General features: G+C 73.6%; 18 protein-coding genes. 11 read left to right on the top strand and 7 right to left on the bottom strand.

Features of this window, described 5'->3' with window-relative positions:
• The first annotated feature begins 110 nt into the window (after window positions 1-110).
• From AB0O48_RS14150 to AB0O48_RS14140, 3 genes are read left to right on the top strand one after another with little or no spacing between them, the layout of a single operon-like run.
• Entirely contained in the window at window positions 111-1952 is a 1842-nt protein-coding gene (locus tag AB0O48_RS14150; RefSeq protein WP_357243369.1) for a GTPase domain-containing protein, read from the top strand.
• Window positions 1949-3634 carry a GTPase gene (locus AB0O48_RS14145; protein WP_365065624.1) on the top strand — a complete coding sequence of 562 codons (1686 nt, stop codon included), beginning with the start codon at window positions 1949-1951 and terminating at the stop codon, window positions 3632-3634. Before AB0O48_RS14150 ends, AB0O48_RS14145 begins: the two co-directional genes overlap by 4 nt.
• A 57-nt stretch (window positions 3635-3691) precedes the next feature.
• On the top strand, window positions 3692-4915 hold the full coding sequence (locus AB0O48_RS14140; RefSeq protein WP_357243363.1) for a hypothetical protein: 1224 nt from the start codon (window positions 3692-3694) through the stop codon (window positions 4913-4915).
• An 84-nt stretch (window positions 4916-4999) separates the two neighbouring features.
• Here the strand turns inward: AB0O48_RS14140 and AB0O48_RS14135 are convergent, their stop codons facing one another.
• Together AB0O48_RS14135 and AB0O48_RS14130 are read right to left on the bottom strand one after the other, a co-directional pair.
• Complete coding sequence (locus AB0O48_RS14135) at window positions 5000-5680, bottom strand: phosphatase PAP2 family protein (protein WP_357243360.1); 681 nt, start codon at window positions 5678-5680, stop codon at window positions 5000-5002.
• Between the two features lie 48 nt (window positions 5681-5728).
• Window positions 5729-6613, bottom strand: coding sequence for a hypothetical protein (locus AB0O48_RS14130; RefSeq protein ID WP_365065619.1), 885 nt, complete (start codon window positions 6611-6613; stop codon window positions 5729-5731).
• 562 nt (window positions 6614-7175) lie between these two features.
• On the opposite strand from AB0O48_RS14130, the gene pdhA reads away from it, so the two are divergent.
• From pdhA to AB0O48_RS14100, 6 genes are all read left to right on the top strand, one after another.
• Entirely contained in the window at window positions 7176-8351 is a 1176-nt protein-coding gene (pdhA, locus tag AB0O48_RS14125) for a pyruvate dehydrogenase (acetyl-transferring) E1 component subunit alpha (RefSeq protein ID WP_357243354.1), read from the top strand.
• Entirely contained in the window at window positions 8351-9340 is a 990-nt protein-coding gene (locus AB0O48_RS14120) for an alpha-ketoacid dehydrogenase subunit beta (RefSeq protein ID WP_357243351.1), read from the top strand. Before pdhA ends, AB0O48_RS14120 begins: the two co-directional genes overlap by 1 nt.
• Complete coding sequence (locus AB0O48_RS14115) at window positions 9337-10836, top strand: dihydrolipoamide acetyltransferase family protein (RefSeq protein WP_365065614.1); 1500 nt, start codon at window positions 9337-9339, stop codon at window positions 10834-10836. Before AB0O48_RS14120 ends, AB0O48_RS14115 begins: the two co-directional genes overlap by 4 nt.
• Before the next feature lie 218 nt (window positions 10837-11054).
• Window positions 11055-11192 (top strand): hypothetical protein, encoded by a 138-nt coding sequence (locus tag AB0O48_RS14110; protein WP_357243345.1) that lies wholly within the window; start codon window positions 11055-11057, stop codon window positions 11190-11192.
• Window positions 11193-11534: 342 nt separating this feature from the next.
• Window positions 11535-14309, top strand: coding sequence for a hypothetical protein (locus tag AB0O48_RS14105; protein ID WP_365065611.1), 2775 nt, complete (start codon window positions 11535-11537; stop codon window positions 14307-14309).
• A 121-nt stretch (window positions 14310-14430) separates the two neighbouring features.
• On the top strand, window positions 14431-16269 hold the full coding sequence (locus AB0O48_RS14100) for an NHL domain-containing thioredoxin family protein (RefSeq protein WP_357243339.1): 1839 nt from the start codon (window positions 14431-14433) through the stop codon (window positions 16267-16269).
• Window positions 16270-16304: 35 nt separating this feature from the next.
• Here AB0O48_RS14100 and AB0O48_RS14095 read toward each other — a convergent pair whose 3' ends face one another.
• From AB0O48_RS14095 to AB0O48_RS14085, 3 genes are read right to left on the bottom strand one after another with little or no spacing between them, the layout of a single operon-like run.
• Window positions 16305-17054, bottom strand: a complete 750-nt coding sequence (locus AB0O48_RS14095; RefSeq protein WP_357243335.1) for a 5-oxoprolinase subunit PxpA — start codon at window positions 17052-17054, stop codon at window positions 16305-16307.
• A complete protein-coding gene (locus AB0O48_RS14090) occupies window positions 17038-17901 on the bottom strand; it encodes a biotin-dependent carboxyltransferase family protein (RefSeq protein ID WP_365065607.1) in 864 nt (287 codons plus the stop codon). Before AB0O48_RS14090 ends, AB0O48_RS14095 begins: the two co-directional genes overlap by 17 nt.
• Window positions 17898-18590, bottom strand: coding sequence for a carboxyltransferase domain-containing protein (locus tag AB0O48_RS14085; protein ID WP_365065604.1), 693 nt, complete (start codon window positions 18588-18590; stop codon window positions 17898-17900). The genes AB0O48_RS14090 and AB0O48_RS14085 overlap by 4 nt, the downstream gene beginning before the upstream one ends.
• Before the next feature lie 107 nt (window positions 18591-18697).
• On the opposite strand from AB0O48_RS14085, the gene AB0O48_RS14080 reads away from it, so the two are divergent.
• Complete coding sequence (locus tag AB0O48_RS14080; protein ID WP_357243326.1) at window positions 18698-19375, top strand: hemolysin III family protein; 678 nt, start codon at window positions 18698-18700, stop codon at window positions 19373-19375.
• A 108-nt stretch (window positions 19376-19483) separates the two neighbouring features.
• On the opposite strand, the gene AB0O48_RS14075 is transcribed toward AB0O48_RS14080, so the two are convergent.
• Complete coding sequence (locus AB0O48_RS14075) at window positions 19484-19771, bottom strand: DUF6458 family protein (RefSeq protein ID WP_357571651.1); 288 nt, start codon at window positions 19769-19771, stop codon at window positions 19484-19486.
• 112 nt (window positions 19772-19883) lie between these two features.
• On the opposite strand from AB0O48_RS14075, the gene AB0O48_RS14070 reads away from it, so the two are divergent.
• Entirely contained in the window at window positions 19884-20423 is a 540-nt protein-coding gene (locus AB0O48_RS14070; protein ID WP_357243318.1) for a histidine phosphatase family protein, read from the top strand.
• A gap of 46 nt (window positions 20424-20469) precedes the next feature.
• Here the strand turns inward: AB0O48_RS14070 and AB0O48_RS14065 are convergent, their stop codons facing one another.
• The gene (locus AB0O48_RS14065) at window positions 20470-20739 is read right to left on the bottom strand and encodes a DUF6458 family protein (RefSeq protein WP_030487564.1); all 270 of its coding nucleotides are present in this window, start codon (window positions 20737-20739) and stop codon (window positions 20470-20472) included.
• Window positions 20740-20817 lie beyond the last annotated feature (78 nt).

Raw genomic sequence — 20817 nt, 5'->3', positions numbered from 1 at the left:
TAGTGCCACGCGTTGGCGAATCGTCAAGTCGGGTTGAGTCAACCCGACGCAACCCACCCGTTACTACCGTCCGGTTGTTTTCCCGTGCACCGGTCGGGCACGCTTTAGCGGTGACGACGCACGGCGATTCCGCCACCCGTTCCGGCGCGCCCGCCGTCGCAGCCCGCACCGGTCCGTCGGACGCCGCGGAGGAGCCGCCCGCCACCACCGGGGGCGACGGCCTCCCCGGTGCCCTGTCGGGCCTTCGGGAGGCGATCGGTGCGACCCGGTACCCCCTCGCACTGCCCTCCGCCGGCCCCGCCCGGCACACCGCCACCGCCCTCGCCGACCAGCTCGACGACTACCTGCTGCCCCGGCTCGCCCGGCTGGACGCCCCGCTTCTCGTGGTGGTCGGCGGTTCCACCGGCGCCGGCAAGTCGACACTTGTCAACAGCCTGGTCAAGGCCCGGGTCAGCGCCGCCGGCGTGCTCCGGCCGACCACCCGTTCCCCGGTGCTGGTCTGCAACCCGTCCGACGCGGCATGGTTCCGGCAGGGTGACCTGCTGCCGGGCCTGACCCGCACCACCGAGCCGAGCGACGACCCCCGCGCCCTGCACCTCGTCACCGCCCCCGCCCTCCCCGCCGGGCTGGCTTTCCTCGACGCGCCCGACATCGACTCGGTGGTCGACGCCAACCGGGCGCTCGCCACCCAACTGCTGGCGGCCGCCGATCTCTGGCTCTTCGTCACCACCGCCGCCCGGTACGCCGACGCGGTGCCCTGGGAGCTGCTGCGCAGCGCACGGGCGCGCGGCGCGGTGATCGCCATGGTGTTGGACCGGGTGCCCGCCGAGGCCACCGAGGAGATCGCCGCGCACCTGACCGAGATGCTCGCCGAACAGGATCTCGGCCGGGCGCCGCTGTTCGTGTTGCCGGAGACCTGGGTCGACGGGCAGGGGCTGCTGCCCGAGGGCGCGACCGCGGCACTCGCCGACTGGTTCGCCCGGCTGGCCGGCGACGCGGACGCTCGGGCAGCGGTGGTCCGCCAGACGCTGGACGGTGCGCTGGCCGCGCTGCACCCCACCGTCGAGGAGTTGGCCGACGCCGCCGACGAGCAGGTCACCGCCGCCGACGGACTGGACGACCGGGTCCGTTCCGCGTACCGGGGTGCCGAGCGCACCGTCGAGCAAGGGCTTCAGGACGGCCGACTGCTCCGGGGCGAGGTGCTCGCCCGCTGGCAGGAGTTCGTCGGCACCGGAGAGTTCTTCCGCACGCTGGAGGCACGGATCGGCCGCCTCCGGGACCGGGTCGTCGCCGCCGTCACCGGTCGACCGGCACCCGCCGTCGAGCTGCGCAACGCCATCGAGTCGCAACTGGTCACGCTGCTGCGCGGGGTGGCCTCGGAGGCCGCCGAGTCGGCGTACACGGGTTGGAAGGCGCATCCGGCGGGCAGTGGGCTGCTCGAGCCGGCGCTCGCCCACCCGAGCGACGACCTGCCCGAACGCGCCGAACGGATGGTCCGGGACTGGCAGCGCGGGGTGTTGGAGCTGGTCCGGGTCGAGGGCGGCGACAAGCGGTTCGTGGCCCGCACCGCCGCGTACGCGGTCAACGCCACCGGCCTGGCCGTGATGATCGCCGTCTTCGCCTCCACCGCGTTCATCCCGACCGGGCTGGAGCTGGCCACCGGGGCCGGCACCACGGTCGCCGCGCAGGCCGTACTCCAGGCGATCTTCGGCGACCAGGCGGTGCGTACCCTGGCCGCCAAGGCCCGCACCGACCTGCTGGCCCGGGTGCGGACGCTGCTCGACGCGGAGGCCGACCGGTTCCTCAGCCGCACCGCCGACGCCCGTCCCGCCGCGGACGCCGGCGACGGGCTGCGCCGGGCCGCCGGCCGGGTCGAGCTGGCCCGGCACCGCAGTGGCCTGTCCGCTGGCGGCGACACCCCGCCGGCCCGCGACGAGGAGGGCTTCCGGTGACCAACCTCACCGGCCGGGTACGCGAGGCGTTCCGCGGTGACCAGCGGGTGGACGCCGACGCGCTGATCGCCCGACTGGACGCGGTCCGGCGCTTCCTGACCGCGGTGGACGGCCTGCTGCCCGACGCCGAACTGGTGCCCGCGCACACCCTGGTCGAGCGGGCCGGCACCCGGCTGGCGCTGTCCCGGGACCACACAGTGGTCGCGCTGGCCGGTGCCACCGGCAGCGGCAAGTCGAGCCTCTTCAACGCGTTGGCCCAGTTGGAGCTCTCGCCGGTGGGGGTCCGCCGGCCGACCACCGGCGTCACCCACGCCTGCGTGTGGGGGCCGTTGGCGGGCGCCAACCAGTTGCTCGACTGGATCGGCGTGCTGCCCCGACACCGCTTCGTCCGGGAGAGCGCCCTGGACGCGGACGACGAGACGGCGCTGCACGGGCTGGTCCTGCTCGACCTGCCCGACTTCGACTCGGTGCAGCGTTCCCACCGCCTGGAGGTGGACCGGCTCCTCGGCCTGGTCGACCAGGTGGTCTGGGTGGTCGACCCGCAGAAGTACGCCGATCGGGTCATCCACGACAGCTACCTGCGCGAGTTCCACCGGCACCGCGACGTCACGGTGGTCGTGCTCAACCAGGCCGACCGGCTGTCCCCGGCCGAGGTGCCCCGGGTCCTGGACGACCTGCGTCGACTGCTCGACTCGGACGGGCTGAGCGGGGTGCCGCTGCTGTCCACCACCGCCATCGACCCGGCCGGCATGGTGGGGCTGCGCGGCGCGTTGGAGCGGACCGTCGCCGAGCGGCAGGCCGCGCTGCGCCGACTCGCGGGTGACGTCGACACGGTCGTGGCCGGCCTGGACGAGTTGGTCGGCTCGGCCCGCCCCACGGGTGGACCGGGCAACTCGACTGTCGACGGGCTGAACCGGGCGTTGGCCGGAGCGGCCGGCGTACCCGCGGTCACCACCGCCGTGGAGCAGGCGTACCGGCATCGGGCCGGCGCGGCCACCGGCTGGCCCGTGGTCCGGGGTTGGCGGCGGCTGCGACCCGACCCGCTTCGTCGACTGCACCTGCCCGGCCCGACCGGCGGCCGGGACGACCCGGCGGAGAGCCTGGTCGCGGCCACGTCGGTGCCGGAACCATCGGCCGCCCAGCGCTCGGCGCTGAGCCTCGCGATCCGCGCGGTGGCCGACCGGGCCGCCGCCGACCTGCCCGCCGCCTGGCCCGGAGCGGTGACCTCGGCCGCCCGGTCGCGCCTCGGCGACCTGCCCGACGCGCTGGACCGCACGATCGCCGGCACCGACCTCGGCCTGGATCGTCGACCGCTGTGGTGGCGGGCCGTCGGCGGTGTCCAGTGGCTGGTCACCCTCGCCGCGGTGGTCGGGCTCGGCTGGCTGGCGCTCGGGTACGCGCTGCGGGCACTGGGCCTGCCGGCGCTGGACAACCCGATGGTCGGTCAGGTGCCGCTGCCCACCCTGCTGCTGCTCGGCGGCCTGCTGGCCGGGCTGCTGGTGGCGGGGTTGACCCGCCCGGTGGTGCGCTGGGCCGCGCGGCGTGCCCGAGCCCGAGCCGAGCAGCGGCTGACGGCGAAGGTCGCCCTGGTCGGCGAGGAGTACGTGCTGGCACCGGTGCGGACCGTGCTCGACTCGTACGCGCAGGCGCGCGACGCGCTGCGGGACGCCGCCGGCCGCTGACGCCTCGCACGGCTCGCTACCGCTCTCCATCGGCCCCGGGCGGCGTAGGGTCGGAGCATGGCCACGCCTGAGACCCCCTACGACGCGGTGCTGCACGCCGCACGCGACGTGACCAAGCTGGAGTCCGCCCTCGACGCCGAGATGCTCGGCAGCGCGCTGCTGGGCAGTGTCTACGCCATCGCGGAGACCGACCGCGACACCGCCGTACGGGAGTTCGTCACCGGGTTCCTCGCCGCCACCGCCCGTCGCCGGGTCGCGGCGGCGACCACCATCCGGCAGGTCTTCGCCGCGCTCGTCCCGGACGCCGGGGGCACCGATCGGGTCCGTCCGGGCAGCCAGGCGCCCGCCTGGTCCGGGCAGCTCGGCCGGGTGCACCTCACCGGCACCTGGGCGTACGGCGACGTGTACGGCGACCAGACCTCCTACCTCGCCACCTTCGCCTACGACGACGCGTCGGGCGGCACCGAGCACGCGTTGGTGGCCCTGGTGGACCACAACATCGGGATCACCAAGGACATCTTCGTCGGCGGCCCGGCGGAACGGATCCTGGACCAGGTCCGACAGATGTGCGCCGACGACGAGTTGACCTGGTTCCGTACCGAGAATCCGGCCCGGCTCCGGGGCGAGGTGGCCCGCCATCTCGCGGTGACCGACGACCTCAGTGAGCTGCCCGGCGAGGGTTCCCTCGCGACCGACCGGGCGCTCGTCGGTGCCCGGCTGGCGCTGCTGCCCACCGCGGCCGAGCCGACCGGCCCGGCGGCGGTCGAGCCGCTCTCCGCCGCTGAGCGCACCGACCTGGTCCGGCAGTTCCTCGCCGCGCCGGAGGCCGCCCGCTTCGGGTTGGACGCCGTCGACGGCGCGGAGTTGGCCTCACTGCACTTCTGCCTGAGCCTGGTGCTGGACCACTCGGCGAGCTTCCCGGACGGCGACCCGATGCGCTGGAGCCCGGCGGTGTCGGGGCTGTTCCTGCTCGACTGGGTGCACCGCCGTGCGGTCCTGGACATGGACGACGCGGCGATGCTGCCCCGGGTGCTGCGCGCCTGGGCGCGGTACGCGTCCCGCCAGCGCGGGTTGCCGGAGGCGGCCGCGACGCGCACCGACGAGGCGATCGAGGAGATGGTGCCGGAGTTCGCCCGCCTCTACTCGACGGGTGAGCGGCGCAGCCCGGCGACCGCGGCGGTGGCGCAGCTGATGGCCGACGGGGTGGACCCGGACGATCCGGCCGCTCTGGACGCCTGGATCGAGGCGAACCGGCACCGCCTCGCCGACGACGGCGCCTGACGGTCCACCCGGGGCGGGCGACACCCCGTCCGCCCCGGCTCTCGTCCGCCCCGGCGGCGCGCCTCGGTCGGGAGCAGATCGCGGTCAGCGCAGCGCGCCGAAGACCACCGCGGCGATCAGCGCGCCGAGCACGCCACCGGCGAGCACCTGCGACACCGTGTGGTCCCGGAGCCGCACCCTGGACCAGCCGACCACCACCAGCAGCGGCGCGGCGACGACCAGCCGTGTCCCGAAGGTCAGCATCAGGATGACGAGTGTGCCGGCGGCCACCGCCGAGTGGATCGAGATCTTCCACCAGTGGCTCACCGACACGGTGACCACGAGACCGACGAGCCCGGCCACGGCCAGCGCCAGCACCGGGCGGGGTGCGCCGAGCACGACGAGCAGGGCGAGCCCCGCCGTCACCGAGGCGAGGCCGACCAGCAGCGGCGCGCGGCGCTGCTCCCGGCGGCCGACGTGGTGGTCGGTGAGGCGGCCACGGCGTACCCCGCCGACGACGTAGGCGAACGGAATGCCGATGACGAAGAGCGTGGCGAGCAGACCCCAGACCAGGCCCTGACCCGGGCGCCGCGCGCTGTGCCAGCTCACGGTGACGATCAACAACGACACGAGCACGGCCGGCGCACTCACCTCGGTGACCAACCGGGCGACCCGCAGCCCCGGGCCGGGCCGGGCGATGACCGGGCGGAGTCTCGCACCGCCGCCCACGCCACCCCCTCCGGTACGCGCCTGACGCCGGCACACCGCCGGCACCGGATGGGTCACGCCTGAGGGTCACCGTACCGTCGGGGCGGGAACCGTGGGGTGCGTTGGTCAGGCCACCGGGGAACCACCGACCGGGGGCTTCTGCGGAACGACCGGTGGCGTCGGGACCGCTGGGCCGGGCCGGCTGGTCGGTGACGCGGGAGCGGCGGGTGACCCGGGGGTGGTGACCGGCGCCGACGGTGCCCTGGTCGGCGCGGCGGTCGCGGTGGGGACGTCGGTCGGGCTCGGGTCCAGAGTGGGCGTCGGGTCCAGCGTCGGGCTCGGGTCCGGCGTCGGCGACGGGTCCAGCGTAGGGGTGGGGGCGGGATCCGTCGGGTCCGGTTCGGTGGGGTCCGGGTCGACGGGGTCGGTCGGGTCGGGATCCGGGACGTCGGTCGGGTCGGGATCCGGGACGTCGGTCGGGTCGGGATCCGGGACGTCGGTCGGCGTACCGGTCGTCGGCGCTGGCGGGCCGGCCGGGGGCATGGCGGGCCAGGTGCCGCGGGGGGGCTTCGGCGCCAGCGGCGGGTAGGTCGCCGGCCGTCCGGGTCCCGGGCCGGTCACGGTCTCCGATCCGGGCCTCTCCGAGGTACGCCGGGGAGCGGCGGGCAGCCAGCCGCTGGTCGGGCCGACGCTGGGTGTGCCGGGTGGCGGCAACGCCGGCTGGCTGGTCATCGGCATCGGGATCACCACCGGCCCCATCGACGGGGTCGGGATGAACGGGGTGCTGCTGTCGGGCAGCGCGGTGCTGCCGGGGGTGGCCGAGCCCGCGCTGATCGCGGCGAGAATCGGCATCGACGCGGTGCCGGCCAGCAGTGCGACGGTCAGTAGGTAACCCCGGGAGGGCCCGCCCGCGCCGGGGGCGCGGTGGACGCCGACCACCCGGCGGTAGCCGCCGGCGGACCGATGCCGGCCGAGTGCTGGCGGGCCGGGACCGTCACCTGGCTCGTACACCGCGCACCCCTTGTCGTCGGCCGTCAGTGGACATGGATGGACGCCGCGTCATCGCTTGGCCGCCACCGCCGCCAGGCTCGCCGCCGTCAGCTACAAAACAGGCATATAACCCGATAAAGATGATCCGGCGGGAATCAGCCTGGCCCAGTCACCCTCCGTCAGCCAACCTCCACCGCGTGTCGACACGCCGGGCTGACCGAACCGTGACGAATCGTCGCCGGAACGTCTCGGAACGGCAGGTCGGCAGGAGGGCGACAAACAGCGGCAAAGGGTGGGCGGTCGGAATACGGGGCGGGCGTACTGTGGGCGCGCTCACCTGCTCTGCGAATATGGAGCACGACGGCAACGCAGCCGTGACCTCCGCGCACCCACGCGGCAGGCGCGGCCCGGGGCCGGCGCTCCCGATCCGGGTTCGGCCAGAACCCGGCTCACGCCGTGCGGCAACCCCCACCGGGGCTAGGCGCGGCCGCCAGGAACCGGTCCGGCAAGAGCCGGACAGGCGCACGAGTTGCGTGGCCGGGTGACCCCCCGGTGCCGACGCAGACACGACAGGGAGAGACCGATGGCAAAGGGCGACCCCGGGGGCACCACCCGCGGCAGGCGGGCGGCACCCCGCTCCAAGAAGGGCACGGCCGGCGACCCCGAGCTGGTGCAGCTGCTCACCCCCGACGGCGAGCGGATCGACAGCGCCACCGGGCCGGACGGCACCGAGTACCGCGTCGACTTCACCGACGAGGAATACCGCGGGCTCTACCGCGACCTGGTGCTCGTCCGCAAGCTGGACGCCGAGGCGACCGCTCTCCAGCGCCAGGGCGAGCTGGGTCTCTGGGCCAGCCTGCTCGGCCAGGAGGCCGCGCAGGTCGGCTCCGGGCGCGCGCTGCGGGCGCAGGACATGGCCTTTCCGACCTACCGGGAGCACGGCGTCCTCTACTGCCGGGGCATCGACCCGATCATGCCGCTCGGCCTGTTCCGCGGTGTCGACCAGGGCGGCTGGGACCCGAACGAGTTCAAGTTCAACATGTACACGATCGTCATCGGCGCGCAGACCCTGCACGCGACCGGGTACGCCATGGGCATCACCATGGACGGCAAGGTCGGCACCGACGACGGCGAGGCGGCGATCGCCTACTTCGGCGACGGGGCCACCAGCCAGGGCGACGTGAACGAGGCGTTCGTCTGGGCCAGCGTGTTCAACGCCCCGCTGGTGTTCTTCTGCCAGAACAACCAGTACGCGATCTCCGAGCCGCTGGAGCGGCAGACCCGCGTCCCGCTCTACCAGCGGGCCGCCGGCTTCGGCTTCCCCGGCGTACGGGTGGACGGCAACGACGTGCTGGCCTCGTACGCGGTCACCCGCACGGCGCTGGACAACGCCCGGCACGGGCAGGGCCCGAGCCTGATCGAGGCGTACACCTACCGGATGGGCGCGCACACCACCTCCGACGACCCGACCCGCTACCGCATCGCCAGTGAGGTCGAGGCGTGGCAGGCCAAGGACCCGATCGCCCGGGTCAAGGCCTTCCTGGAGAAGCAGCAGATCGCCGACGCGGCCTTCTTCGCCGAGGTCGACGAGCAGGCCCGCCGCGAGTCGGTGCACCTGCGTGAGCGGGTGCTCGACATGCCCGACCCCGAGCCGGTAACGATGTTCGACCACGTCTACCCGAACGGCTCTCCGTTGCTCGACGAGCAACGTGCGCAGTTCAGCCGCTACATGGAGTCGTTCGAGGGGAGCGCCCACTGATGGCCACGGAGACGCTCACCATCGGCAAGGCCCTCAACACCGGTCTGCGTCGCGCCCTGGAGAACGACCCCAAGGTCATCATCATGGGCGAGGACGTCGGCAAGCTCGGCGGCGTCTTCCGGATCACCGACGGGCTCCAGAAGGACTTCGGCGACCAGCGGGTGATCGACACCCCGCTGGCCGAGTCCGGCATCATCGGCACCGCGGTCGGTCTCGCCATCCGCGGCTACCGGCCGATCTGCGAGATCCAGTTCGACGGCTTCGTCTACCCCGCGTACGACCAGATCGTGTCGCAGGTGGCGAAGATGCACTACCGCTCCGGCGGCCGACTCAGCATCCCGATGGTGATCCGGATCCCGTACGGCGGTGGCATCGGCGCCGTCGAGCACCACTCCGAGTCGCCCGAGGCGTACTTCGCGCACACGGCCGGTCTGAAGGTGGTGACCTGCTCCAACCCGCAGGACGCGTACGTGATGATCCAGCAGGCCATCGCCTCGGATGACCCGATCGTCTTCCTGGAGCCCAAGCGGCGCTACTGGGAGAAGGGGCCTGTCGACCTGGACGCGCCGTTGTCCGAGGCGTACCCGCTGCACTCGGCCCGCGTGGTGCGGCCCGGCACCGACGTGACCGTGCTGGCCTACGGGCCGATGGTGCGGACGTGCCTGGAGGCGGCGACCGCCGCCGCGGAGGACGGCCGGGAGTTGGAGGTCATCGACCTGCGTTCGCTCTCCCCGCTGGACCTGGCGGCGGCGTACGAGTCGGTGAAGCGCACCGGCCGCGCGGTCGTGGTGCACGAGGCGCCGTCGAACATCGGCCTCGGCGCCGAGTTGGCCGCCCGGATCACCGAGGAGTGCTTCTACTCCCTGGAGTCGCCCGTGCTGCGGGTGACCGGCTTCGACACCCCCTACCCGGCCTCCCGGGTGGAAGAGGAATACCTGCCCGACCTCGACCGGGTGCTCGACGCCGTCGACCGCACCTTCGGCTGGTGATCGACATGTCCCGGATCAAGACGTTCAACCTGCCTGACCTGGGCGAGGGGTTGACCGAGGGCGAGATCCTGGCCTGGCTGGTCAAGGTCGGCGACACGATCGAGCTGAACCAGCCGATCGTCGAGGTCGAGACGGCCAAGGCGGCCGTGGAGATCCCGGCGAAGTGGGCCGGCCAGGTGCAGGCGATCCACCACCCGGAGGGCACCACGGTCGAGGTCGGTACGCCGATCATCGCGATCGACACCGACCCGGGTGCCGGCCCGCTGGACGCGCCGTCGACCACGGCCACGCCCAGCGCGGACCTGCCCACCCCGTCGGCGGCTTCGCTGGCGGCGGTGGAGGTGGCACCGGCCGAGGGCATGATCGAGCCGGGCCTGATCGGCGGTGCCGCCCCGGGCGGGCGGACGGCGGTGCTGGTGGGCTACGGCCCGCGTACGACCGCCGCGAAGCGCCGCCCGCGCAAGGGCGGTGTCCCGGCGCAGGCCGCGGCGGCACCCACCGCCCCCGCCGGGGTCGATCATGGAGTTGTGGTGGGTGACAAACCATCCGCGACCTCTACGATTCCGGCACCACAAGTCCATGATCGACGCGGCGAGGCAAGCGGCAGGGCGGCCGGCGGCGTGCTGGCGAAGCCGCCGGTGCGGAAGCTTGCCAAGGATCTTGGGGTCGACCTCGGCACGGTGACCGGGTCGGGGCCGCTCGGCTCGATCACCCGGGAGGACGTGCAGCGGGCGGTGAGCGGCGCCGTCGTGGTGGCGGAACCGCTCGCGGCGACGACGGCTCCCAGCTTCGGCGCGGACCGGGAGCAGCGCATCCCGGTCAAGGGGGTCCGCAAGTTGACCGCCGAGAACATGTCCCGCTCGGCGTTCACCGCCCCGCACGTGACGGAGTTCCTGACCGTCGACGTGACCCGGGCGATGAAGGCACTGGACCGGCTCCGGGGTCGGCGGGAGTGGCGCGACGTGCGCGTCTCGCCGCTGCTGCTGGTGGCGAAGGCGGTGCTGCTGGCGGTACGCCGGCACCCGATGGTCAACTCGACCTGGGCCGGCGACGAGATCGTGGTGAAGGAGTACGTCAACCTCGGCATCGCGGCGGCCACCGAGCGCGGTCTGATCGTGCCGAACGTCAAGGACGCCGGCCGGCTCTCGTTGCGGGAGTTGGCGGACGCGCTGACCGACCTGGTGCAGACGGCGAAGTCCGGGCGTACCTCGCCGGCGGCCATGTCCGGCGGCACCCTGACCATCACCAACGTCGGCGTGTTCGGGGTGGACACCGGCACGCCGATCCTGCCGCCGGGTGAGTCCGCGATCCTGGCCTTCGGCGCGGTGCGCGAGATGCCCTGGGTGCACAAGGGCAAGGTCAAGGTGCGTCAGGTCACCACGCTGGGGCTGAGCTTCGACCACCGGATCATCGATGGTGAGATGGGCTCGAAGTTCCTCCGCGACGTCGGCGACTTCCTCGCGGATCCGGAGGCGGCGCTGCTCGCCTGGACCTGATCGTTCGAGACGCCAGCCACGGCCGGTGTGCCACGGGTTAACGCCCGGCACACCGGCCGTGTCCGTTGGGCGACGTAACCGTTGGTCGGACGGCTTGTTGACCTTCGATTGTTAGGCAGGTGTCTCAGCTCACCTAATAATCGTTGGAAGTTCCCCGGCTTCTGCTGTTGAATAGACACATCAGGGGCTGACAACCGAATAGCTAGGGGGACCCACCAATGAGCATGATCGAGCGAATCCGCAACCACCGCGACGCCACCCGCCGCGCCCGTGCCATCGAGCACGCGCTGCGCTCGGCGAACACGCCGGCAGTTCGCGAGGAACTCCTCGTCATCGCCCAGCGTCACATGAGCTGACGCTCCACGACATTCCGCACCTCCTCCAGATCGATGGCCCACCCGGCCCGCCGGGTGGGCCATCGGCGTTCCCGGCCACCCGCCACCGGGATTCCGCCCTGCCGCAGCGCCCGGTACGGTGGGCTTCGGTCGCCGCCCGCCGACCCGGCTGAGGCCGAGCAAACCGAAGCTGCTCGACACCGACCGGCAACGGGGAGTGACGACCGGGCTCCTTGGACGTGCCGTGCCCGCACCCGATACCGTGCGGGGAGCCGGCACAGCGGTACGCCGGTGACGCCGGCAGCCATGCCGAGGAGACCGATCGGCACCGGCGAGCCGACATGTGATGGAGGAGGCGCACCCATGACGTCCGAGGGCCCGCACCGCACCGGCCAGGAGCCGGACGAGGTGTCACCGGGCGCCGGCGGACCGGCGCCGTACGGCGACCGCCCGGCGCAGCCGGACAACGGCCACAACGCCGCCGGCCCCGACCTGGGCTGGGCACCCCCGCCACCGGCGCGGCCCGACGCGTCGACGCCGGCATGGGCGACTCAGCCCGAGCAACCGCCGGCCCCCGCCTGGGGTGCCGCCGCTGCTCCACAGCCCACCGACCCGCCGCAGCCCGCCTGGGGTGCCGCCCCCGTGGCGCAGCCCAACGACCCGCCGCAGCCGGCGTGGGCGTCCGGCGGTGGCGTGAGCGAGCCGCCGCAACAGCAGCCGATCGCCTGGCCTGGCAGCGAGGGCGCGGCAGCCCCGGCGCAGCCGGCCTGGGCCGCACCGCAACAGCAGGGCTGGACGCCGGCTGAGCAGAGCACGCCCGCACCCACCTGGACCGGAAACGCCGCCGAGCAGCCCGACTGGGTGCAGGCCCAGCCGCCCGCGCGGGGCGCCGCACAGGTGCCGCCCGCCACCACCGCCTGGCCCGCCCAGGAAGACCCGGCCACCTCCGGTGGCTGGGCTGGCGCGGCGCAGACCAACCCGCCCACCGCTGAGTGGCGCGGAACCGAAGCCCCGCAGGCCGAGCCGCCGCAGGCCGCCACCTGGTCCGGCGGCGCCCAGCAGGACGAGGCATCCGGCAGCGGCGGCTGGCCCGCCACCGCAGCGGGACGCGACGACCAGCCCGCGTGGACGCCGGCCGAACAGTCGCCGCCGGCCTGGGGTCAGTCCGCCGAACCGGCCGAGCCCGCCCCCGGGTGGGGTCAGGCCGCACAGCCCACCGCGGCCCGTGGCGCAGCCCAGGTGCCGGCACCGGCGACGAACTGGCCCGGGCAGGACGACCGGGCCCACTCCGGTGGGTGGGCCGCGCAGCAGCAGCAGGCGCAGCCCGCCGGGTGGGGTGACGGCGACGCGCGGCAGGACCAGCCCGCGCAGCCGGCCGCCTGGGGCGATGCCGAGAGCCGCCCGCAGCAGCCCGACTGGGTGCTCTCACCACAGGAGCAGCCCGCCGAGCGGCCGGAGCCGGTCGGGTGGACGCCCCCGGAGCAGAGCGCACTGCCCTCGCGTGCCAGCGCGCCCGGCAAGGACGGCCCGTCGGAGGTCGAGCCCTGGGCACCCGGCGAGGTGTGGGGTCGCGCCGAAGCGGAAGCCTCCGCGCAGGCCCGTGGCGGTTGGGAGGCGGACCGGGGCGACGAGGTTCCGGCCTACCAGCCCGGCCCCGCGCCGGGCATCTCACCGGCGAACGCGGTGCCGCTGCCTCCGCAGGAGCAGCGCGTGCCGGGCGCCAGCCTGGCGGCTGCCCCGCCAGCCGACTACGCGCCCCAGGCCGCCCAGTTCCCCCCGATCCCCGAGCAGCCCGCGTACGCCGAGCGGGAGATTCCGGACGCCGCCGCGCAGTACGAGGCGGACCAGGCCGGTTGGGGCCGCGCTGAGGACGTTCCCGCGAGTGGCGCCGTGGTGCCCGCACCGCGTACCTCTCCGGAGTCCGGAGCGGGCCGCGCGGTGGTGCCGGTGTCGGACGCCGAGTCGGCAGCCGGCGCGGCGGCCCGGGCCACGGCGAGCGCTTCGGTGCCGCTGGCCAGCCGGGTGATGCCCCCGACCGACCAGGCCATCCGTCCGACCGGCACGGCCACACCACAACCCCGCGTGTACGGCCGGCCGGCCCGACCCGAGCCGGAGAACGAGCCGGAGCCGGAGGCGTTCCAGGCCGACCCGGGTGCCGAGCGCCAGGCCGCCCCGGAGTGGCAGAACGACTCCCCGCACCAGGCCGCACCGGAGTGGGCGAACGAACCGTCCCGCCCGGCCACACCGGAGTGGGCGAACGAACCGTCCCGCCCGGCCACACCCGAGTGGCCGAACGACCCGCAGCGCCAGGCCACACCCGAGTGGCCGAACGACCCGCAGCGGCAGGTCGGCCCCGGCTGGGGCGGCGAATCCGCCGCTGAGCCGCGCTTCGACGACCGGCAGCCCGCCCCGAACGCGTTCGGCGAGGCCCAGGCACCGCCGCCGGCGTTCCCGCCCGGCGTGCCGTCGTTCGTCGACGCGCCCGGCAACAACCGGCCGGTGAACGGCACGCGGCCGCACGGCGGTGCCGAGCGCCCGGCCGACCAGTTCGGCGGCCCCGGTTCGCCAGCCGCCGGCACTGCCGCGGTCGGCGGCGCCTCGACCTACGGCGCGCCGAACTTCGGCGGACCGGGCTCCGGCGGCCAGGGCTTCGGCGGGCCGGCCATCGACTCGGGGCCGGGCAACAGCTTCCCGCCGGCCTTCCCGCCACCGCAGCAGCCCGTGCCGTCCTGGGGCCAGGAGCCCGGTAAGTCGGATCACGGTCGGTTCGACGCGTTCAAGCCGGACGCCGAGGAGCCCAAGGCGGAGCTGCCGACGCCGAAGGTACGCAACGGTCGGGTGCTGTCCGCCGTACTGATCGCCGCGGTGCTCATCCTGGCGGTGCCGCTCGGCCTGCTGCTGCTCCTCGGGAAGGTCGGCGAGGACGATCCACCGGCCTTCGACCCGGCGGTCGGCAGCTGCGTGAAGCAGTCCGGTCAGGGTGGCGCCTCGGCGGCGACCTGCGGCGAGGCGGGCTCCTTCAGCGTCGTCTCCAAGGTGGATGCGAAGGAGAAGTGCACCGACACGACGCAGCCGCACGTGGTGCTGCCGGGTAGCGGTGCCAACCGGGTGCTCTGCCTCAAGCCGGCCGCGAAGTAACTCCACCGTCGGCGGGGTCACGGGCAACCGTGACCCCGCCGTCGTCGTACCCTCGCGACGACGACGCGGTCTGTCGTCCGGGTCACGGCGGTCGGGACCGGGGCGTGGCAGGCTGACAGGCATGGGAACGACAGCGCGTGTACGTGCGCCCGAGCTGCGGGGCCGCCAGTGGCTCAACACGGGCGGACGGAACCTGACCTTGCAGGACCTTCGCGGCAAGATCGTGATCGCGGACTTTTGGACGTTCTGCTGCATCAACTGCCTCCACGTGCTGGATGAGCTGCGCCCGCTGGAGGAGAAGTACGGCGACGTGCTCGTCGTGATCGGTGTGCACTCGCCGAAGTTCGAGCACGAGAAGGACGCCGACGCGCTCGTCGCGGCCGTCGAGCGGTACGGGGTGCACCACCCCGTTCTCGACGATCCGGACATGGACATGTGGCAGCAGTACGCGGCCCGCGCCTGGCCGACCCTGTCGGTGATCGACCCCGAGGGTTACGTGGTGGCCACCATGGCGGGCGAGGGTCACGCCGAGGGGTTGGCCCGGTTGATCGACGAGCTGGTCGCCACCCACGAGGCCAAGGGCACCCTGCACCGGGGTGACGGGCCGTACGTTCCGCCGCCGGCCCCGGAGACGGCGCTGCGCTTTCCGGGTAAGGCGGTGCTGCTGCCGAACGGCAACCTGCTGGTCTCGGACTCGGCCCGGCACTCCCTGGTCGAGGTGGCCCCGGACGGCGAGACGCCGGTGCGCCGGATCGGCTCGGGCGAGCGGGGCCGGGCCGACGGGCCGGGTGCCGCGGCGACGTTCTCCGAGCCGCAGGGGGTGTGCCTGCTGCCCACCCATGTCGCCGAGGTCGCCGGCTACGACCTGGTGGTGGCCGACACGGTCAACCACCTGCTGCGGGGCGTACGGCTGGAGTCCGGCGAGGTGGTCACCGTGGCCGGCAGCGGCCGGCAGTGGCGTGCCGAGGTCGACGACCACGCCCACGACGCGCTCGCGGTGGATCTCTCCTCCCCGTGGGATCTGGCCTGGTACGACGACAAACTGATCATCGCGATGGCCGGCATCCACCAGCTCTGGTGGTTCGACCCGATCAAGCGGACCGCGGGCATGTACGCCGGCACCACGGTCGAGGCGCTGCGGGACGGCCCGTTGGCCGAGGCGTGGATGGCGCAGCCGTCGGGGCTGTCCGTCTCCACCGACGGCGCCCGGCTCTGGATCGCCGACAGCGAGACCAGCGCCCTCCGGTACGTGGAAAACGGCGTGCTGGGCACCGCCGTCGGGCAGGGCCTGTTCGACTTCGGGCACGTGGACGGTCCGGCGGAGTCGGCGCTGCTGCAACACCCGCTGGGTGTGTGCGCGTTGCCGGACGGCTCGGTGCTGATCGCGGACACGTACAACGGCGCGGTTCGTCGCTTCGACCCGGCCACCAACCAGGTCTCCACCGTGGCGGACGGGTTGGCGGAGCCGAGCGACCTGGTGCTCAGCCCGGCCGGCGAGGTGCTGGTGGTGGAGTCCGCCGCCCACCGGCTGACCCGGCTCGCCCCGGGTGCCCTGTCGGCGGCGGGTGCCAGCACGGTCGACGGTCCCCGGCACCGCACCGAGCGCAAGCCGACCGACGTCGCGGCCGGTGAGGTCACCCTGGACATCGTCTTCACCCCGGCGCCGGGGCAGAAGCTGGACGAGACGTTCGGGCCGTCGACCCGGTTGGTGGTCTCCGCGTCACCGCCGGAGCTGCTGGTGGATGGTGCCGGCACGGGCACCGAGCTGACCCGTCGGCTGGTGCTCAACGGCGACGTCACCGCCGGGGTGCTCCAGGTGACCGCCCAGGCGGCGACCTGCGACGCGGACGTCGAACACGCGGCGTGTCACCTGACCCGGCAGGACTGGGGCGTACCGGTGCGGGTCGTCGACGGCGCCGTGACCCGCCTGCCGCTGGTGCTGCGCGGCCTGGACGCCTGAGGTGATCGGAGGGGTCCGCCCGGACCCCTCCGATCTCACGCGAAGGGTGCCAGGGTGATGTCGGCGTCGATCAGGCTGGCCCGGACCAGTTCGGCGGCGGAGACCGCTCCCGGGGTGTCGCCGTGCACGCAGATCGAATCGACCGAGCAGGGAATGACGGTGCCGTCCACCGCCACCACGATCCGTTCGGTGGCCATCCGCGCCGCGCGTTCGGCCACCTGCTCCGGGTCGGTGATGACCGCGCCGGGTGTGCCGCGCGGCACCAGCGCCCCGTTGGGCAGGTAGGCACGGTCGGCGAAGGCCTCCGCGACGACCGGCAGGCCCGCGCCGACGGCGAGTTGGGCGAGCATCGAGCCGGGTAGGCAGAGGATGGGCAGCTCAGGGTCGTAGCCGGTGACCGCCGCGACCACCGCCGCCGCCTGGGACTCGTTGGTGCTGGCCGCGTGGTAGAGCGCGCCGTGCGGTTTGAGGTAGCGGACCCGGGTGCCGAACAGCCGGCAGAACGCGTCCAGCGCCCCCATCTGGTAGGTCACCTCGTCGCGCAGCTCGGCGAAGTCGTACGCGATGTGCCGTCGACCGAAGCCGGCCAGGTCCCGGTAGCCGACCTGCGCGCCCACCGCGACCCCGCGTCGCGCGGCGCCCTCGCAGACCCGCCGCATGGTGGACGGGTCGCCACCGTGGAAGCCGCAGGCGACGTTGGCGGAGGTGACGAGGCTCAGCAGCGCCTCGTCGTCGCCGAGACGCCAGATGCCGAATCCCTCGCCCAGGTCAGCGTTGAGGTCCATGAAATCTGACGGTAGTACCTGGCCGGGCCTGCGCGAGCGGGGTCACGTCGGTGACCACCCCGATGACGGGGTATCCGCCGGTGGTCGGATGGTCGGCGAGGAAGATCAGCGGCTGTCCGTTCGCGGGCACCTGCACCGCGCCGAGCACGATGCCCTCGCTTGGCAGTTCGCCGGCCACCGCGCGGGGCAGGGTGGCGCCGGCAAGCCGCGCGCCGACCCGGTTGCTCACCGGACTGACGGTGTACGAGGTGCCGAACAGCCGGTCGAACGCGGTAGGCGTGAACCAGTCCTCCCGAGGACCGGGACCCACCATCAGGTGCAGCTCCGACTCCGCCGCGGAGCAGACGGTCAGGTCCACCGGCGCGGGTGGGCCATGCGGCTCGCCGAGGGGCAGCCGGTCGCCGTCGCGCAAGGGAGCCGGGCCGAGCCCGGACAGGGTGTCGGTGGCCCGACTGCCGAGCACCGGCGACACGTCGATGCCACCCGCCACCGCCAACCAACTCCGTACGCCCCGACGGGCCGGGCCGATCCGCAGCACCGTCCCGGCCGGCACGGTGAGCGGTCGTCCGGTGTCACCGGGCCGATCGCCCGCCCGGACCGTCACCTCGGCCCCGGTGACCGCCACCGTGGTGGCCCGGGTCAGCCGCAGCGTGCAGCCGGACAGGGTGACCTCCAGGCCGGCGGCGTGCTCCGGGTTGCCGACCAGCCGATTGGCCAGCCGCAGAGCAGCCGGGTCGAGGGCGCCGGAGCGGGGTACGCCCAGGTGCGCCCAACCGGGCCGGCCCAGGTCCTGCACGGTGGTGAGCGCGCCGGCGCGTAGGACCTCGACGGCGGCCGGACGGGTCATGCCGCCACCATCCGCACCCGGGCACCCGGTCCGAGTCGGGCCGGCGAGTCGGCGTCCACGTCGAAGAGGACCAGCTCGGTCCGGCCGACCAGTAGCCAACCTCCGGGGGACGCGCTGGGGTAGATGCCGGCGTACGGGCCCGCCAGGGCGACCGACCCGGGCGGCACCCGGGGGCGGGGGGTGGCCAGCCGGGGCAACGCCAGCTCGGCGGGCAGCCCGGTCAGGTAGGGGAACCCGGGGGCGAAGCCGCAGAACGCGACCCGGAACCGGGTGCCGGTCAGCCGGCGCAGCACGGCGGGCACGTCCCCGCCCCAGTGCTCGGCCACCACCGGCAGGTCCGGCCCGTCGAAGGTGACCGGTACGACCACGTCCGCCGCGTCGTCGGCTCGGTCGTCCGCAGGGGCGTCGTGGTCTCCGGCTTCGCCATCGGCGTGGTCGGGGCCGGCGGTCGCGGCGGCGACGCCGGATGCCCATCGGGTCAGCTGCTCGGCCGCGGCGGTCGGGTCGGGCAGCCCGTCGAGCAGGATCGTGCTGGCCGCTGGCACGATCTCCACGGCGGTCAGGTCACCCCGCTCCCGACGCCGCCACAGCTCGGCGCGCCACGCTTCCACGAGCGCGGCTTCGGACGTGTCGGCGGGGGCGGTGCAGTCGAGTAGCAGGGCGTGCGCCCCGACCTGTCGGATCCGCATCCGCTCATCTTCGCCGATGTCGTGCCGGTACGGAGTTCACGAGGACGGTGCCGGGCGTCACCAACACCACTACTTGCAAGTAACCTACGGTGCCGTAACCTGACTGCGTGAGTACCTCCGCCCCGCTTCGCCTGAAGCCGGTCGACATCGGTAAGCCCCGGATGCGCGGCTGGCTGCACACGTACGCCTTCTTCGTGGCCCTGATCTGCGGCGTCGTGCTGTGCTCGATCGCCGCGACCCGGCCGGGGTGGGCACCCCTGGTCAGCTGCCTGATCTACAGCGTCACGGTGTGCGGGCTCTTCGGCACCAGCGCGCTCTACCACCGTCGGGTGTGGTCGGAGCGCGGCTACCAGGTCATGCGCCGGATGGACCATTCGATGATCTTCGTGTTCATCGCCGGCACGTACACACCCCTCTGCACGATGCTGCTCACGCCCCGGCCGGCCACGGTGATGCTGGCCCTGGTCTGGGGCGGCGCGCTGGCCGGTGTGGCAGTCAAGGTGGTGTGGCCGCACGCGCCACGCTGGGTGTCCGCGCCGCTCTACCTGGCGCTGGGCTGGGTGGCCGTGGCCATGTTGCCGGACATCCTGCACGGCGGCGGCGTCGCGGCACTGGTGCTGCTGATCGTCGGCGGCGCGATCTACAGCGTCGGGGCGGTCTTCTACGCGCTGCGCCGGCCCAACCCGTGGCCGACCGTCTTCGGTCACCACGAGTTCTTTCACGCCTGCACGCTGCTGGCGGCACTCTGCCACCACATCGCGATCTACTTCGCGCTGTTCGCCTGACCCAGACGGCGCGGCCGAAACGCCACGGGTGGCAGCCGCCATGATCGTGCTGGAAACGCGAGCCGGGGTCCCGAGACGCTGCGGGACCCCGGAGTTCGCGAGCGAGGATCAGACTGGCCGGCCCGGCCGACGCACCTCGCGGTACTCCTGCACGACCTGGTTGTCCTGGACCGGCACGACCCGGTCAGCCACCACGCGCTCTTCGCGGACCGGCGCGGCGACCACGGTGCGACGGCGGCTGTTCCAGAAGTAGAGAGTGGTGATCAGGCCGGCGACACCGGCCAACATCAGCACCCAGCCGACCACGGACAGGTCCAGCCAGCCCAGATCGGCTTCCACGGCGAATGCGAGGATCGCGCCCAGCGCGATCAAGAAGATGCTGCCACCAATGCCCATGTCTCGCTCCTCGGCTCTAACCTGGCGTACGACGCGCCGCGGCCGTCGGTAGGGGTGCGGCATCCATCGACTTACCCAGGCACGGAGATCGCCAATCGGGCAAGCTGGGGGCATGACGGACGCCGACTCCGAGACGCGGACACTTGTGTTGCTCCGGCACGCGAAGGCCGAGCAGGGGAGTGACGCGGCCGATGATGCCCAGCGCCCGCTCAGTGCCCGCGGGACCGCGGACGCGGCAGCGGCTGGCGCCTGGTTGGCGCACCACGGGTTGCTGCCCGACGTGGTGATCTGCTCGACGGCGAGACGTACCCGGCAGACCTGGCACGGCGTGGCGATGGGGATGACCGGCACACCGCCGGAGGGCGGCCCGACCGGTCCCCGGCCGACGGTGCGTTACGAGCCCGGTGCGTACGACGCCCATCCGGAGGAGTTGTTGGCGCTGGTCCGTACGGTTGACGCGGCGGCCGGCACGGCACTGCTGATTGCCCACAACCCGGGCATCTCCCTGCTCGCGGCCCTTCTCGACCCGGAGGGTGCGTCCGACGAGGGGTTACGGACCGCCGAACTGTCGGTGCACCGTGGCCGGTTCGCCTGGACGGAGTTGGGGCGGGCGGGAGCTCCGATCACGGCACGGCACATCGCACGCGGCTGAGCCACCCGTCGATAAGCGACGGGTGGCTCAGGGGCACGTCCCGGCGTCAGGACGGCGGCGCGGTTGGTGGCGGTGGGTCTGGCGGTGGCGGCATCATCGCCGTCGGATGGGAGAGCCGGTTCTCCTCCACGATGAGGGTCCGGGCCCGCTTGCGTCGGTCCTGCCAGAACCAGACCGTGGTCAGCAGTACGGCCAGCCCGGCCAGGATGAACACCCAGCCGACCGCCCGTACGTCGATCCACCAGACGTTGGCCCTCAGTGCGAAGGTCAGGATCGCGCCGATCGCGATGAGAAAAATGCCGCTTCCTACACCCATGTGCGCTGCACTCCCCCGTGCGGTGGCTCTGGGCGTTCCCTTTCGAGGTCACGCGACGGTTACCCGCCACGCCAGCGG

The organism is Micromonospora sp. NPDC085948, assembly GCF_040686315.1.
In the GTDB taxonomy this organism is placed as follows: Bacteria; Actinomycetota; Actinomycetes; order Mycobacteriales; family Micromonosporaceae; genus Micromonospora.
This window is presented reverse-complemented; position numbering and strand designations above follow the sequence as displayed.

Coding starts and splice junctions, on each gene's coding strand:
- AB0O48_RS14095 (WP_357243335.1), bottom strand. CDS start 17,054: ATGGACCTCAACGCTGACCTGGGCGAGGGATTCGGCATCTGGCGTCTC.
- AB0O48_RS14120 (WP_357243351.1), top strand. CDS start 8,351: ATGGCCACGGAGACGCTCACCATCGGCAAGGCCCTCAACACCGGTCTG.
- AB0O48_RS14070 (WP_357243318.1), top strand. CDS start 19,884: ATGACGGACGCCGACTCCGAGACGCGGACACTTGTGTTGCTCCGGCAC.
- AB0O48_RS14085 (WP_365065604.1), bottom strand. CDS start 18,590: ATGCGGATCCGACAGGTCGGGGCGCACGCCCTGCTACTCGACTGCACC.
- AB0O48_RS14075 (WP_357571651.1), bottom strand. CDS start 19,771: ATGGGCATTGGTGGCAGCATCTTCTTGATCGCGCTGGGCGCGATCCTC.
- AB0O48_RS14100 (WP_357243339.1), top strand. CDS start 14,431: ATGGGAACGACAGCGCGTGTACGTGCGCCCGAGCTGCGGGGCCGCCAG.
- AB0O48_RS14105 (WP_365065611.1), top strand. CDS start 11,535: ATGACGTCCGAGGGCCCGCACCGCACCGGCCAGGAGCCGGACGAGGTG.
- AB0O48_RS14090 (WP_365065607.1), bottom strand. CDS start 17,901: ATGACCCGTCCGGCCGCCGTCGAGGTCCTACGCGCCGGCGCGCTCACC.
- AB0O48_RS14065 (WP_030487564.1), bottom strand. CDS start 20,739: ATGGGTGTAGGAAGCGGCATTTTTCTCATCGCGATCGGCGCGATCCTG.
- pdhA (WP_357243354.1), top strand. CDS start 7,176: ATGGCAAAGGGCGACCCCGGGGGCACCACCCGCGGCAGGCGGGCGGCA.
- AB0O48_RS14140 (WP_357243363.1), top strand. CDS start 3,692: ATGGCCACGCCTGAGACCCCCTACGACGCGGTGCTGCACGCCGCACGC.
- AB0O48_RS14110 (WP_357243345.1), top strand. CDS start 11,055: ATGAGCATGATCGAGCGAATCCGCAACCACCGCGACGCCACCCGCCGC.